Origin of the sequence: Dyella sp. M7H15-1, assembly GCF_004114615.1 — a bacterium.
Taxonomy (GTDB): Bacteria; Pseudomonadota; Gammaproteobacteria; order Xanthomonadales; family Rhodanobacteraceae; genus Dyella_B.
The window spans coordinates 2,470,643-2,485,457 of record NZ_CP035300.1 but is presented as its reverse complement, the minus strand read 5'-3'; the positions used below and the strand labels follow the sequence as shown (position 1 = coordinate 2,485,457).

At 58.1% G+C, this 14,815-nt stretch carries 15 protein-coding genes; 8 read left to right on the top strand and 7 right to left on the bottom strand.

Translation table 11 applies throughout. The features are described from left to right. Positions 1-21: 21 nt before the first annotated feature. Positions 22-687: an alpha/beta fold hydrolase gene (locus tag EO087_RS11515; RefSeq protein ID WP_128898988.1), complete on the bottom strand. Its 666-nt coding sequence runs from the start codon at positions 685-687 to the stop codon at positions 22-24. 150 nt (positions 688-837) lie between these two features. Here EO087_RS11515 and EO087_RS11510 point away from each other — a divergent pair, with 150 nt between their 5' ends. The 4 genes from EO087_RS11510 (at position 838) to EO087_RS11495 (ending at position 7,132) form a co-directional block, all read left to right on the top strand. After that, positions 838-3,261 carry a prolyl oligopeptidase family serine peptidase gene (locus EO087_RS11510; RefSeq protein ID WP_128898987.1) on the top strand — a complete coding sequence of 808 codons (2,424 nt, stop codon included), beginning with the start codon at positions 838-840 and terminating at the stop codon, positions 3,259-3,261. A gap of 355 nt (positions 3,262-3,616) precedes the next feature. Continuing rightward, the gene (locus EO087_RS11505; RefSeq protein ID WP_128898986.1) at positions 3,617-4,996 is read left to right on the top strand and encodes a hypothetical protein; all 1,380 of its coding nucleotides are present in this window, start codon (positions 3,617-3,619) and stop codon (positions 4,994-4,996) included. Between the two features lie 388 nt (positions 4,997-5,384). Next, positions 5,385-6,740: a hypothetical protein gene (locus EO087_RS11500; RefSeq protein WP_128898985.1), complete on the top strand. Its 1,356-nt coding sequence runs from the start codon at positions 5,385-5,387 to the stop codon at positions 6,738-6,740. A gap of 116 nt (positions 6,741-6,856) precedes the next feature. After that, a complete protein-coding gene (locus EO087_RS11495; RefSeq protein ID WP_128898984.1) occupies positions 6,857-7,132 on the top strand; it encodes a hypothetical protein in 276 nt (91 codons plus the stop codon). 50 nt (positions 7,133-7,182) lie between these two features. Here EO087_RS11495 and EO087_RS11490 read toward each other — a convergent pair whose 3' ends face one another. From EO087_RS11490 to EO087_RS11480, 3 genes are all read right to left on the bottom strand, one after another. Beyond that, a complete protein-coding gene (locus EO087_RS11490) occupies positions 7,183-7,587 on the bottom strand; it encodes a type II toxin-antitoxin system VapC family toxin (protein ID WP_128898983.1) in 405 nt (134 codons plus the stop codon). Then, positions 7,584-7,856 (bottom strand): antitoxin, encoded by a 273-nt coding sequence (locus EO087_RS11485; protein WP_128898982.1) that lies wholly within the window; start codon positions 7,854-7,856, stop codon positions 7,584-7,586. Before EO087_RS11485 ends, EO087_RS11490 begins: the two co-directional genes overlap by 4 nt. A gap of 87 nt (positions 7,857-7,943) precedes the next feature. Further along, positions 7,944-8,204 carry an AbrB/MazE/SpoVT family DNA-binding domain-containing protein gene (locus EO087_RS11480; protein ID WP_128898981.1) on the bottom strand — a complete coding sequence of 87 codons (261 nt, stop codon included), beginning with the start codon at positions 8,202-8,204 and terminating at the stop codon, positions 7,944-7,946. Positions 8,205-8,339: 135 nt separating this feature from the next. On the opposite strand from EO087_RS11480, the gene EO087_RS11475 reads away from it, so the two are divergent. Together EO087_RS11475 and EO087_RS11470 are read left to right on the top strand one after the other, a co-directional pair. Beyond that, positions 8,340-8,660 carry a type II toxin-antitoxin system RelE/ParE family toxin gene (locus tag EO087_RS11475; RefSeq protein ID WP_128899921.1) on the top strand — a complete coding sequence of 107 codons (321 nt, stop codon included), beginning with the start codon at positions 8,340-8,342 and terminating at the stop codon, positions 8,658-8,660. A 38-nt stretch (positions 8,661-8,698) separates the two neighbouring features. Continuing rightward, complete coding sequence (locus tag EO087_RS11470) at positions 8,699-9,022, top strand: helix-turn-helix transcriptional regulator (RefSeq protein WP_128898980.1); 324 nt, start codon at positions 8,699-8,701, stop codon at positions 9,020-9,022. Positions 9,023-9,075: 53 nt separating this feature from the next. On the opposite strand, the gene EO087_RS11465 is transcribed toward EO087_RS11470, so the two are convergent. After that, positions 9,076-9,762, bottom strand: a complete 687-nt coding sequence (locus EO087_RS11465; RefSeq protein WP_128898979.1) for an aspartyl/asparaginyl beta-hydroxylase domain-containing protein — start codon at positions 9,760-9,762, stop codon at positions 9,076-9,078. Between the two features lie 164 nt (positions 9,763-9,926). Here EO087_RS11465 and EO087_RS16270 point away from each other — a divergent pair, with 164 nt between their 5' ends. Beyond that, on the top strand, positions 9,927-10,100 hold the full coding sequence (locus EO087_RS16270) for a hypothetical protein (protein ID WP_164931826.1): 174 nt from the start codon (positions 9,927-9,929) through the stop codon (positions 10,098-10,100). A gap of 6 nt (positions 10,101-10,106) precedes the next feature. On the opposite strand, the gene EO087_RS11460 is transcribed toward EO087_RS16270, so the two are convergent. Then, positions 10,107-11,963, bottom strand: a complete 1,857-nt coding sequence (locus EO087_RS11460) for a KUP/HAK/KT family potassium transporter (protein WP_240669038.1) — start codon at positions 11,961-11,963, stop codon at positions 10,107-10,109. Continuing rightward, positions 11,963-13,498 carry an FAD-dependent monooxygenase gene (locus EO087_RS11455; RefSeq protein ID WP_128898977.1) on the bottom strand — a complete coding sequence of 512 codons (1,536 nt, stop codon included), beginning with the start codon at positions 13,496-13,498 and terminating at the stop codon, positions 11,963-11,965. The genes EO087_RS11460 and EO087_RS11455 overlap by 1 nt, the downstream gene beginning before the upstream one ends. Before the next feature lie 175 nt (positions 13,499-13,673). Here EO087_RS11455 and EO087_RS11450 point away from each other — a divergent pair, with 175 nt between their 5' ends. Continuing rightward, complete coding sequence (locus EO087_RS11450) at positions 13,674-14,753, top strand: MBL fold metallo-hydrolase (protein ID WP_128898976.1); 1,080 nt, start codon at positions 13,674-13,676, stop codon at positions 14,751-14,753. Positions 14,754-14,815: the final 62 nt, after the last annotated feature.

The following is a 14,815-nucleotide window of genomic DNA, read 5'->3' as shown; positions in this document are numbered from 1 at the left end:
TGCCCGCTGCCGGCTCAGCTTTCAGCGGAACCGTTGCCCGATCCAATGGCTGAGGTCTGCGAGTTCCTCCGGGCAGACCGCATGCGCCATGGGGTAGGTGTGCCATGCCACGTGATAGCCCAGCGCTTCCAACGCAGTGCGCGAATCGAGGCCACGCTGCAGGATCACCGCCGGATCAAATGTGCCGTGTCCCCAGAAAATCGGGATCGAGGCGTTGGCGGCACTGCGTTCGGCCGCCAGTGAATCGGCCATCGGCACATAGGTGGACAGTGCGATGATGCCCGCCAGTTGGTGCGGATGACGCAGGCCGGCGGCCAACGCAATCGCACCGCCTTGCGAAAAGCCGGCGAGCAGGATGCGCTCGCTCGGTATGCCGCGTTCCTGTTCGCGGGCGATCAATGCTTCCACGTCGGCGATCGACTGGCGCGTGCCCGCCTCATCCTGGCGCGATACCAGATCGAAACCGTAGATGTCGTACCAAGCCCGCATCGACATGCCGTTGTTCACCGTGACCGGCCGCATCGGCGCGTGCGGGAATACAAAGCGCACCGCCGGCCACTGCGGGGAGACCAGCGCCGGCACGATCGGGGCGAAATCGTAGCCATCGGCGCCCAGGCCATGCAGCCAGATGATGCTGTAGGTGGGGCTGGCGGCGGTTTCGTTTTCGACGGTGGGAAGCAAACTCATGAGGCATCAACAGTAGGAACCGGAGCCGCATCGTAGCAGCCGTTCCCATAGGATGTTTTGCCACTGTGCAAGACGCGGAAGTAAATCCTTGGTGCTTGCCAGGCTCGCCTGCTTGGCTATCCTGGGTGGTTTTCGATCAAGGAGCATCCCATGCGCCAACTGCTGCTCGCCGGCCTTATCGCCCTTTCCGTACTGCCCGTGGCAGCAGAAACCGCACAACCGCTTGATCTGGAAACCATCATGGCCCATCCGGACTGGATGGGCCACGCGGTGGAAAATCCCTACTGGAGTGTGGACGGCCGCAGCCTGTATTACAGCCTCAAGCGCGATGGGAGTTCGGTACGCGACGTGTATCGCGTCGATCCCGCCAGCGGACAGAACACCAAGCTCGATCCGTCGGCAATGGCGCAGGCGGAAGGTCCGGCGGTGTATGACCGCACACACCGGCATGCCGCCTACATTCTGCATGGCGATGTTTTTCTGGTGGACCTGGCAAGCGGCCGGCGTACGCAAGTGACCCGCAGTCCGCAGCCAGAATCGTCGCCGCAATTTTCCGCCGATGGCCGCTCGCTGCAGTTCCGCGAGGGTAACAACTGGTACGTCTACGATATGGCCAGTGGCGTCACCTCACCCGCGGCGGTGCTGAAGTTCACCGACGATCCGCAGGTGAAGAAGCCCGACGCACTGGAACAGCAGCAGCTTGATCGGTTCAAGGCGCTGCGCGAAAACAAAGACGACAAGGACGCCCAGCGCGCCGCTCAGCAAGCACTGACTGCGGCCGATCCCACCCGCGCGCCGCTGCCGTTCTATCTCGGTGACAAGGTGCAGGCGGTGGACACCGAGTTGTCGCCCGATGGCCGCTGGATGCTGGTGGTCACTCAGCCTGCGCACCGCGATAACGGCAAGGCCCCCTACGTCATTCATTACGTCACCGATTCCGGCTACACCGAAACCGAAGACGCACGCACCTACGTGGGCCGCAACGATCCGGCGCCGCAGTCGGTACGGCTGCTCGACTTGTCTGCGCACAAGCAGTACCCGCTTTCCACCGACAACTTGCCGGGCATCAAGGATGATCCACTCAAAGCCATCCGCGCCAAAACCGTCGCTGCGCTGGAAAAGGCCGGCAAGGACGACGAAGCCAAGGCGCTGAAAGCACCCGACGTCCGTCCGGTGACCCTGTACAGCATGGACAGTGGCAGTGCTGGCATCGCCTGGAGTGACGACGGGCGCAACGCCGCACTGGAATTCCTCTCCATCGATAGCAAGGATCGCTGGATCGCAACCATCGATTTCACCCAACACACGCTCGTGCCGCAGCACCGCCTGCATAACGATGCCTGGATCAACTGGATCTTCAACGATGTCGGTTGGCTCAAGGACCATCGCACGCTGTGGTATCTCAGCGAGGAAACCGGCTACTCGCAGCTCTACACCAAGCCCGTCGACGGATCGGCGAAGGCACTCACCACCGGCCAGTTCGAAGTCAGCCAACCCCAGCTTTCCAACGACGGTAAATGGTTCTACCTGCGCACTAACCAGGTCGCGCCATACAGCTACGATATGTATCGCATACCGTCGAACGGCGGCACCCTGAGCCGCGTCACCCAGTACGGCGGCATGGATCAATTCGCCCTGTCGCCCGATGACGGGCAGCTTGCCGTGCTTCATTCCTCGGCGTATGTGCTGCCGCAGCTTGCCGTGCAGAGTGCCCAAGGTGGTACGCCGCGCGAACTCACCCACACCATGAAGCCTGGCTTCACGGCACATGCCTGGATTCAGCCGAAGATCGTCGAGGTACCGTCCTCGCACGGTGCGGGCGTGATCTATGCGAAGTACTACGGCCCCGCCCATGAAACCGATGCAGCCGCTTCGCGCCCTGCGGTGATTTTTGTGCATGGTGCCGGCTACCTGCAGGATGTGAGCGAATCGGCCTCGTATTACCAGCGCGAACAATTGTTCAACAATCGGTTGGTGCAGCAAGGCTACGTCGTGCTTGATATGGATTACCGCGCTTCCGAAGGCTACGGCAGCGCATGGCGTACCGCGATCTACCGTCAGATGGGCCATCCCGAACTGGAAGATCTGCTTGACGGCAAAGCTTGGCTGGTAAAGAACCACGGCGTGGATCCCAAACGCGTAGGCATCTACGGCGGCAGCTATGGTGGCTTCATGACCGAAATGGCCTTGCTGCGCGCACCGGGCGAATTCGCCGCTGGCGCGGCGCAACGTTCGCCGGCCGACTGGGTCACCTATAACGACCCATACACCTCCAGCATCCTCAACGATCCCCAGATCGATCCGGAAGCCTACCAAACCAGCTCGCCGATCGAGTACGCCAGCAACCTGCGCGATCCGTTGCTGATCAACCACGGCCTGATCGACGACAACGTGCTGGCTGCCGATTCACTGCGCCTGTACCAGCGTTTCGTCGAGCTGCACAAGAAAAACTTCTGGATTTCACTCTATCCGCTGGAGCGGCACGAGTTTGAGCATGCGGATTCGTGGTATGACGAATATCGCCGCATAGATGAACTGTTCGAAACCTGGGTGAAGCCCCATCCCGTCCGCTAAGACAACCTGCTATCAATGCTCCGAACTTAACGGTGGAAATTCCATGCTCGTCATCCCAGCTTTCGCTGGGATGACGATACGTTGGAATGACGCTTAAGTTCAGAACAGTGCCCCTGCTGTTGGGTGAGAGGCAAGAGACGAGTCGTGTCTGTGATTCAAAGGCAAGATCAGGTACCTGAATGGCCGAGCCGACCAAACCCTAAACGACTATTCAGGTATTCACCCGATAGGGTCGCGATGCCCGAGTACCCACAATAGCCACAACCGCAACACCATACGCAGGTACCCAAGGTACCCGAAGCGGCCGGCAACCTATGGCTCACCTCGCATAACCTTTTCATTCCAAAGAACCTTGATGAATAACACATTGAAATGGCTGCTCACCTCCTCGCTGCTAGGCGGCAGCATCGCCGCGGCGCATGCGGCGGGTCCGGCCATCGACCCCAACACCTTGCAACTGACCGTCGACGGCCAGCCTTATTTCATTCGCGGCATGAACTATGCGCCGGAAACGCGCGGCTGGCCTGGCAATGGGCTCACTTCAGTGGGGCCGCAAGGGCAGCAACACAAAAACGGTGCATGGCTATGCTCCGGAACCAATGAGTACAGCCCTGGGGACTGGCAGTCCGCATGCGGGGACAACGACCTAGCAGGAAAGCTCACCGACACCACGGTCAACAATAAGGCTTACAACGCCGCCCTGACCCAAGTGTGGGATCGCGATCTGGGCGACATGCAGCGCTTGGGTGTGAACACCATCCGGCTGTATGACGTGCAGGCCAGCCAGTTCAAAAAGCATACCGATTTCTTGAATGAAGCGTCGCAGCATGGCATTCGCGTTATTTTCCCAGCCCTGACCACCTATACCAACAGCCATCCCGACACTCTGCCGGGCACAGTGACTGCTCTGGTGAATGAGACCTGCCCTAGTGGCGCCCTCCATCCCGCGATCCTGGCTTATAACGTAGGCAACGAATTGCCGCTCAGTGACGCGCAGACGGTCGCCAATATCCACACCGCCATCAGCATCGTGCGCCGCGAGTGCCCGGGTGCTCTGGTGAGCTACACCGACAACGACGATATCTCCGGCGGCAGCAACAGTTGGATTATCAACCCGCAAGGTATCAGTCCGGCGCTGGAGTTGCTGGGCAACAGCAAGCATACCAAGGGCAAAGGCGTCGACGTTTTTATGGTTAACGAATACCGCAACGACGGTAACGGCGGTCTATCTGCGTATGACACGCTCTTCCAGCAGATTCAGGCATTGACGACGGCCTATCAGATTCCGTTTGCGATCGGTGAAACCGGCCAGTACGACAACCAACAGTTTTCGCCCAACTGGTACAACAACGAGTGGGCCTATCTGCTGAAACATTCGCAAAATGTTCACAACCTGGGCGCGCTTTACTTTGAATACAACGACGAACCCATCAAAAAGGACATCGCCAGGGATCCGACCGACAACGGTCACCAGCAATTCATGGGTATCGTCACGGCAGACTGGCCCAAAGGCCGCTCCGAAGAGGAGTACATCGACGTGCCGACCATCCATAAGGGCGGCAGCTACGCCGGCATTCCCTCCTTCAGCGACAGCAATGGGGTGATCATCAGTTTCCCCTATTCCAATCAAAACAACAGCTCAACGGGGCGCTACAGCATGTTTTCCGATGGTACGGTATGCAATTACCAGACGGGGCCGTCTCCTTCGCCGACATCCGGACCGTGCACCCACTAACCCATCCGATTACACCCATCTTTTTGCGATGTCAGGCCGGGTGAGTAGGGCGTGAGCCCCTCTCTCTCCGGGAGAGGGGTTGGGGTGAGGGTGCGGCCAGGGCGCGAAAACAAAGACTTGTGCGAGAACGACATGTACAGTAACTGAAGCGCTCGCTTCGCCCGGACCCTCACCCATCTGCCGACACCCTCTCCCGGAGGGAGAGGGGCTTACCGCATCTGCTATCAAGCAAAGTGAGGATCCGCGCGTTACCGCCGAGCTTGCATGGTTGTCATATCTACACTAGTTATGACGGCCATAATCGGGATAACCCCAACAAAAATAACCCCGGGAAAATGCATATGTTTCCTGGAATTCGTAACTTCTCTATCAATGGTTGAAATCGGAAATGCACGGTAACCTATCCACACCCACACCCACACCCACACCCGGCATTGCATCAACTAACGGTGCTCCTGTGACCGGGATGGGCAGCCCGAGCAACCCCGCATCTCAAGCGCGCGCGAGTATTGCTGTTAATGGTGGCCAAGCTCAGCAGGCGATCCACGGCTCAAACCTGGGTAGCAACGCCCAGCACGCTTTAACCCATACAGTGTCCGATCTCCAAGAAACCGCTATCCAAGCCACTAACCAGATGGGCAGCGGCAATCCGGCGGAGAGCGGCAATCTACTCCATCAACTTGATACAAAACTGACTCAACTGTCGCAGCAGATTAGCCAGCATTTCGGTTCCGACGAACCAGGCAAGGCCAGCCAGATACTCAAAACCGTTGTAACCATAGCAGCGGCTGTCGTTGTGACAGCCGTTGTAGTGACAAATCCCGTAGGGCTGGCCGGGGCAGGGCTGGCGGTGGCCGCGGCAGGGCTGGCCGTCCTGCTCGCGGATTACTCGAATGCGACCGAACATGCTGACGAGGCATCCAACCATTTCAACGCAACGCCATGGCAAAATCAGCTTACGAATTTGAATAACTCAATAAACGATCTAAAGCGTCAAATTGAAGAGCGTGACCGTCAAATTGAAGAGCTTAGGCGTCGTCCTAATCTGGTTGCGGTGGATAACGGATCGAATGTTCCTTCCTCGACGGATGGATCTCAGCAGACACTACCGGTTAATGGAACAGTTCCTAGCAACACGCAACAACAAGACGCTGCGAATCAATCGAACACTTCGGGCTTGTGCCATCAGTCAAACACTACGTCGTACGAAGAAGCCGGAGTTATCCAATTGCCTCCCTCGACAAGCGAATCCAGCCAGTCTGAGATCTCGGTCAGCAAAAGCGAAAGCAGCGAAAGCGAAGCCGATTCATCTGAATCTAGCGAAAAAGTACTTATCAACCGCAAGACCGATGGAACGAATAACGACGGCCAGGATAGTGATGTAACCACGGTAGATATGGACGACCAGAGCATCGCTACTAACACTGCTTCTACTGAAGATCTCTTTTATTCGGATACTAGCTACGTTGAGCCCTCATTTTTGAACGATCAGACTCTTATCAGCGATATATGTTTAGATAATTTATTTAAATCAAAATCAATGGATTTTGACATTAATGGAAACACTTGGGGGAACGCGAATGAGGACACCCAAGAAAAAAACCTGAAAGGTGACAAGATTGGGAACGAAAGTGGCGAAGGAGCTAATTTGACTGTGACTGAGAATAAGAAGGGCATAAATCTTATAGAAGGGGCGCCACCGAGAGTTCAGAAAAGGAGAAGGGTTTATTCGAGTGATTTGTAGAGTGATTTGGGACACCCAAAGGTTGATTTGGGACACCCATGAAATACTCCTTCGCCGGCAAGCAAAGGCATCATCGACTAATGTGGGCGGACGGCCATGGGGGCTAACTTGGCCCCATGACCTATCCCCGCCATCACATCGTCAATCCGCAAGCCGCCGGCTTCTTCCACTGCGTTTCCCGCTGCGTGCGCCGCGCCTTTCTGTGTGGCGAAGATGCGTATAGCGGACGCTCCTACGAGCACCGAAAGGCTTGGGTGGAAGAACGATGGATGGCGCTGGCGGAGTGTTTCGCAGTGGGGCTGTATGCCTATGCGGTCATGAGCAATCACGTGCACGTTGTGTTGCACATGCTGACCCGCAGGTCGTCAACGACTGGTCGGATGAAGAAATAGCCGAACGTTGGGTCTCAGTCTTTCCCCGTCTTTCTTACAAGAGGGGCCGGCTATCTTTCCAGCCAGTTCTCTACGTTGAGGCCACGGATGCGGTTGAATTCGCGCGTGTTGTCCGTTACTAGCGTGAGGCCAAGCGCATAGGTGTGTGCGGCGATCAGCAGGTCGTTCATGCCGATAGGCTGGCCAGCCGCTTCCAGTTCGGCGCGGATGCCGCCATATTCAGCGTCAGCCGGAATATCCAGCGGTAGCACCGGGATCGTTTCAAGGATGCCCTCCACTTTGGTGAGCAACTTGGGCGAGCCCTTCTTTGCGCAGCCATAGCGCAGTTCGGCTGCGACAATGATGCTGGTGAAAATCTCCTTCGGTCCGACCTGCTCAATGTGGCGTGCAGCAAGTCCATTCGGGCTGCGGATCACATCGCTGATGATGTTCGTGTCCAGCAGATATCCGCTCAAAATATGTCCTCTGGCTTGGCGGGCATGTCCTCAATGGCCGGGAACTGATCTTCTGGCCCAAGCGGCGCTTCTTTCCTCCACTCGGCCAGCAGTTCGATGATGTTCGTTGGCCGAGTCACTGGTTCGATGATGAGTTTGCTGCCTTCGCGATGGATCAGCACACGATCCCCCGGCAACTCGAACTCCACAGGAATCCGCACCGCCTGGCTGCGGTTGTTGCGAAACAGCTTGGCCTCCTTGGGTCTGGATGGCGTCGATAAGATAGGCATGGTATTGCTCTCCAATGTATATGCCATATTGTATATGCCAAAGCTGTACTGCGTCAATCGGGCTGCGCTGCTACGGATCGATGCGTTTCATTCCTGCCATCCCGCAAAAGGATCACGATCCTGCGTGCCCTGATTGCGCTCGGCTGCATCCAAAAAATGAGTCGGCACGTCTGCACCCTTGAGTGCTGCGAAAAAATCCTCCCACGTTGCAGGCTTCCGCGACAGGATGACGTCACCGATTTCCGGGTCTTGGCGAATGAAAACCTCTTTCTCGGTAAAGCGGTAGGCGGCAGGCAAGCGGACGGCTTGGCTGCGGCCATTGATAAACAGCTTGGCAACGTGACTCACGATTCTTCTCCGATGAAGGCGTTGGCATATATCGCAGGACATGCCAATGCGGCGCATATATCAAGGTGTATGCCTGCCTGCGAAACGAACGTTTAGCGGATTGTCTTGTTAGACCCATTTGGGTATAGTGTGCTGATGGATCCACAAATGAAGAAGTTGTTCTGGATCGGGTCAGCCAAGAAAGACTTGGTGGCGATGCCGGAAGAGGTGCAAGACACTTTCGGCTATGCGCTGCATCTGGCGCAGGTTGGCAAGAAGTACGAACAGACGAAACCATTGAAGGGGTTCGGCTCGGCAAGTGTCCTTGAGGTGGTTGAAGACTCCGGCGGCGGTACGTTCCGCGCCGTCTACACCGTCAAGTTGGTCGACGCGGTTTATGTCCTGCATTGCTTTCAGAAGAAATCGACGCATGGCATAGCCACGCCGAAGCCGGACATGGATTTGATTCGGGAATGATTGAAGGCGGCGGAAGCGCATGCCAAAGGAGAGTCCAAATGACCAAGATCGAAGAAAGCACGGGCAACGTCTATGCCGATCTGGGCATGGTTGATGCCGAAGAAATGCTTGTGAAGGCCCAACTTGCCAGCAAGATTGGCGAGATCATCAAGGGCCGGAAGTGGAGTCAGCAGCAAGCCGCTGATGTTCTCGGCATCCCTCAGCCGAAGCTATCCAAGATGCTGCGCGGCCAGTTTCGCGGCATCAGTGAAACGAAGATGCTTGATTGCCTCGCGCGGCTAGGCCGTGACGTGCAAATCGTTGTCGGCCCGGCTCGACGTGCGGCTTCTGCCGGGCGCGTTGCCGTTGTCTTCGCGGTCTAATCGGAGGGAAAAGACCATGACCATTGCGCTCTTTGCCCCTTGTGCAAGCTCGCTCAAGCCATGCCACGTAAGCGCGCGACCATGCCCACCGAGGCAATCAGGGCGCTCGAGAGCAACTGCATATCCATCGGCATATGGCGCCGGCGCACATCCAGCAGCAAGGCGACACGCAATTCGTCGCTGTTGTTCCATACCTCGTGCGGATAGGTATCGTCCCACAGCAGGTGCTGACCACTGCCAATGCGGTGTTCTTCATCGTTGAGCGACAGCACCGCCGCCGGGCGGCCTTCCGTGTCGATCGGTACGGCAAGACCAAGCTGGAAACGCAGCACCCCGCGGAACGGACCACGATGACATGGAATATGTTTGCGCGGAGCAAGGAAAGAAAGACTTGCCGACAGCACATCCGGCGATGACGAAACAAGCTGCGCCAGCGTTGGGCAAGCCGCCATGTTGCGCTCGACCTCCGTACCGTAAACCTTCAATATGAAAAGCCGCCAGTCCCTGCCGTCATGGGCGGAGAGCGAAGCTTGCGCCGGCATGATTTCATGGAAGCGCGGAATGGTCTGCATGCGTTGCGCCGCCACGGCAAGCGCTTCATCGCGAATCGAAGACCATCCGGCGGCAAATCTGGCGGCCTGGGGAAAGTAAGTGCTGGTATCGAGTACCGGAGGGGTATTGATGCGTGCGTCATAGATGCGGCGCACGGCATGGGCTGACAGGTCGTACAACAGGCTCATGTCTGAGAGTACCCCGCCGCAGGTTGTCCAAGGGATTCGTGGCGCCGTTGTGTGCTACCTGAGGACGGGCGCGATTACTCCCTCTCCCCATGTCCCGAAGGGGAGAGGAAACGGTTCATCGCGCGATAGTAGCTCACGATCATCGATATGGAAGGAGACGCATCATGCGTGAAGTGCTGGGCAATGTCAGCGGCAGCACACGCAAGGGTGCGCAGATTCTCCGCCGCTCTCCTAATTCCTGCGACACCGTCATCCCAATGAAAGCTGGGATGACGAGCGCAAAGCAGCGGGTCTTCGCCGAAGCGCTTTTCAACAGCGAAGCCGGCCAATGGCGATGAAGCAGTTCAAATCGAAACCTGCCTGCCAATATCCACCACCTGATGGGCTGGAATACGCAGATAATCCGTCACCCGCGTACAGTTGCGCAGCATCACGGTGAAAATCGCGCGTATCAGTCGCGGCACGCGATGCGGCCCCTCGCGCGCCACGATTTTTTCCATGCCGATGAAATAGGTGAGCTTCTTCGGATCAATCGGGCACCCGTGCGTGGCGATCTGCGCCATCAATGCAGGCATGTCCGGCCGTTCCATGAAACCGTAGCGGGCGGTGATCGACCAGAAGTTGGGACCGATTTCCGACAGGGCTAATCGATCCCTCGCCGCGATGTAAGGTGTGGATGCGATATCCAGCGTCACGGCCAGCACGCGTTTGTGCAAGGCCAAGGTGTGTTTGACGTACAACTGCATCACCGGCGGAGTGGTCGCTTGGGCGCGGGTCAGAAACACCGCCGTGCCTGGCACGCGTGCCACGCCGGTCTGGGTAAGCTCGTCGAGGAAGGTGTCAACGGGCACCGGATCTTCGGTCAGCCGCATGGCCAACGCGACGATCCCGCGATGCCACACGTACATCACGCCATACACCAGCAAGGCCAGCAGCAAAGGTACATAGCCGCCATCGAGCAGCTTCGTCATGTTCGAGGCAAAGAACGAGGCATCCACCACGAAGAACAGACCGGCCACTATCGCGCTTGCCGCCAAGCGCCACTTCCAGATCTCGCGCATGGCGATAAACAGCAACATCGTGGTCATCAGCATGGTGGCCGACACGGCAATACCGTAAGCGGCGGCGAGGTTGTCGGATTTGCGGAAACCCAGCGCCAGGCCGATCGTCACCAGCATCAACAGCCAGTTCACCGCGCCAACATAGATCTGGCCGTAACCCTCTTCGGAGGTTTGCGACACTTTCAGTCGCGGCATCCAGCCGAGCTGGATGGCCTGCCGCGTCATCGAAAAGGCGCCGGTAATGATGGATTGACTGGCGATGATGGTGGCGATTGTTGACAGAATCACCAGCGGCAAGGTGAGCGATGCCGGACATAGGCGATAGAAAATATTGCCGGTGGTTGGCGCACCCGCCAGCACGATCGCCCCCTGGCCGGCGTAGTTCAGCACCAGGCTTGGAAAAACCAGCCCGGACCAAGCCAGCTTGATCGGGCCCGCACCGAAATGCCCCATGTCGGCATACAGCGCTTCCGCGCCTGTCACGCACAGGAAAACGCCGCCCAGCACCAGAAAACCGGTGCCACCGCTGTGCAGCAGGTAAGCGAGGCCGTAGTAGGGATTCAGTGCCCCGAGAATGGCCGGATGCTGCACGATGCCCCAGATGCCGAGGATCGCCATGGTGATGAACCACACCGCCATGATCGGCCCGAACGCTCGTCCGATCCTGGCCGTTCCTTGCGACTGGAACGCGAACAAAGCCAGTAGGATCAGCACTGTCAGCGGCAACACATAGTGCTGTAGTGCGGGCTTCACGATATTCAGGCCTTCCAGCGCGGAAAGCACCGAAATCGCCGGGGTAATCGCACCATCGCCATAGATCAACGCCGCGCCGAACAATCCCGCTGCCACGATCAGCGGACGCTTGTTCCGCTTCACTCCCAGCAAGGCCATCAGGGCCAGGATGCCGCCTTCGCCGTCGTTGTCGATACGCATGGCGAAGCCGGCGTATTTGATCGTGGTCACCACGATCAGCGTCCAGATCAACAGAGAAATCACGCCGTAGATGGTGTGCGCGTTGTCGCCACCGGTCATGTCCAGCACGGTTTTGAAGGTATACAGCGGGCTGGTGCCGATATCTCCGAACACCACCCCCAGGGCGCCGATGCCGGCGAGCAGCATGGAGGGTTTTTTCTGGCACATCACGACCATATCCGCTGCAGTGGCGCCAACCCGCGCGACGCAAAGTAATGATCCAATATCTCCCCGTTGCCAGTCTGATCCACCATGCCGACATACGTATCCGGCCGCAACAGGTAAACCACATTTTGCGTCAGTCCAGCCGTTTCGTACTCGCGTTGCCAATCAAATACAGTCAGCATCAATCCAAGCGTCTTGCAGCAGTCGATCAACTCCGGCTGTGCCGTACCGTACACATGCACCTGCCAATCCATGTGCGACAGGCTGGCAAAATTATCCTTATAGCCCGCTACGGCCCACGGCAGGCGATCGCCCGCATGGACGTGACCGGACATCCCTTGGCTCAACGGGCTGCCGCGATAGTTCAAGGTGATCTGCGACACGGTACGAAACAGAAACTCGCGCGCGGCGTCAAAGCGCGCGACGGTGGGGATCAGCCTCGGTGCAATGCGCGTACGTATGAGATCGGCAATCCGGCCTTCGGCAGTGACAAAACTGAAAACGCGATCGGTTGTATCCACCAGTTTGCGCGCGAAGCCGATGCGTTCGGCTTCGTAACTGTCGAGCAGGTTGTCCGTCGCGCAACCCTTCAATACGCTGGCCAGCTTCCAGGCCAGGTTGATCGCATCGCCAATGCCGGTGTTCATACCCTGGCCGCCAGCGGGACTGTGGATATGCGCCGCATCGCCAAGCAGAAACGCGCGGCCCTTGCGGAAATGCTCGGTGACGCGATAGTGCACACGGTAGGTGGAAAACCCATGCACCGTGTTCACCTTCACTTTCAGGTGTTCCATCGCGCGATGGCTGACATCCTCGAACTTGAGCGTTTCCAAGTGTTCATCGCGTTCGTCGCGCACGGTTCCGATCAACCTTGCCTGGCCTGTTGCGGCCAGTGGAAAGACGGCGAGGAAATCCGATTCATCGAGGTCGATATTCAATTCGCCATTCATCGAAGGCCCTACCGCTTCGACATCCGCGACATAAAAAACCTGTCGGTAGGTTCCGCCGGGGAATCCCGTGCCGATCACTTCACGCACCCGCGAACGGGCGCCATCGCAGCCCGCGATATAGCTGGTTTCCCAGCTTTGTTCGCTGCCGTCCGGGCCCTTCAGGCGGGCCAGCACGCACTCGCCGCTATCATCGAAGCCGAGCAGTTCCGTTTGCCGCTGGACCGTTACGCCGAGTTTTTCCAGCCGCTCGACCAGCAGCATCTCATGCTGGTCCTGCGGAAAAATCTGCAGGAACGGATATGGCGTGAGATCCGAACCGATGGTTTCGATCGCCAATCGTGTCGTCTTTTCACCTTTGACCCAAAGGTTGATCGCCGGTACCTGATGCCCTCTTTCAATCACCGCATCGGACAGATCGAGCTGCCGGTAAAGCTCCAGCGTCCGCGCCTGCACCGCCAGTGCACGCGAGGTGGTACCGGGCGCGGATGTCTTGTCGATGATATGCACCTTCACGCCAAGCCGGGTCAGCCACAAGGCCAGCACCAGGCCGGTAGGGCCGGCGCCTGTGATGAGGACATCGCTGTGCATGTCGTCTACCTCGTTGCCATCGTCCGGCTCGCCGCTTGTACGGCAGGCAGTGGGTGGGATGTTTCGTGACCAAAGCATACAAGCCGGTCGTGTGCGCGTTTTGGTTTACTTTTATAGGAAAAACTATACTGTGCATTATATCAATGCTGGCCGTGATCCGGCCTGGGAGCCTGTCATGGTTGTCCGCTCTTCCAAACCGCCCCGGTCTGCAATGGCCGACAAGTACCAGAGATCGCCGCAGCGTCGCGACGGCCATTTTCAGAACCCGGCGCCACGTCCGGCCCAGAGCCTTGGCAAAAACCTGCGGATTATCTGGAACGCATTCTTTAATAAGCCTGCCGGTACGGTGCCGAATGGCCTAGTGCCCGTGCAGGCTGTCAGTCGCGTACAACTGGATGCAGCACCGAATCGCAGCCTGTTCCGGCTGGGCCACTCCACCATGCTGATCAAGCTGCGCGGAAGTTGGTGGCTAACCGATCCGGTGTTTGCCGAACGCGCGTCCCCGTTCCAGTGGATGGGGCCAAAGCGCTTTCATCAACCACCGATTGCCCTTCGCGACCTGCCGCCGATCCGTGGCGTCATCCTGTCGCACGATCATTATGATCATCTCGATCGCCAGGCCATCCAGTACCTGGCCAGCACTACCGAGCTTTTCTTGACGCCGCTGGGTGTAGGCGATCGGTTGATCGAATGGGGCGTGCCGGCCGCCAAAGTGCAGCAATTCGACTGGTGGCAAAGCGTGGAGATCGACGGACTGCACCTAACCGCCACGCCCGCCCAGCACTTTTCCGGGCGCACTCTTTTCGACCACAACCTCACGCTGTGGGCATCGTGGGTCATCGTCGATGACGACCTGCGCTTGTTCTTTAGTGGCGACACCGGCTATTTCGACGGTTTCAAGACTATCGGTGAACGTCTGGGGCCGTTCGACGTCACGTTGATGGAAACCGGGGCCTATGACGCGCAATGGCCCTATGTGCATATGCAGCCGGAACAGACCGTGCAGGCTCATCTCGATCTGCGCGGACGCTGGTTGATGCCGGTGCACAACGGCACGTTCGACCTAGCCATGCATCCCTGGCAGGAGCCGTTCGAGCGTGTTCTTGCCCTGGCGGCCGAGTGCGACATACCGCTGGCCACGCCGCGCATGGGCGAGTGTCTGGATCTCGCGTCGCCGCATACGGGTGAACGCTGGTGGCGCAAGGCCGAAGCGGGGGCTCACGTCCAATGGGAAAGTGCACTGTCGCTGAAATAGGCATGATCGCAACGCCAACGTGGCGCGAACCCCACCCTGATGTATGCATAATGCCAGCTCAT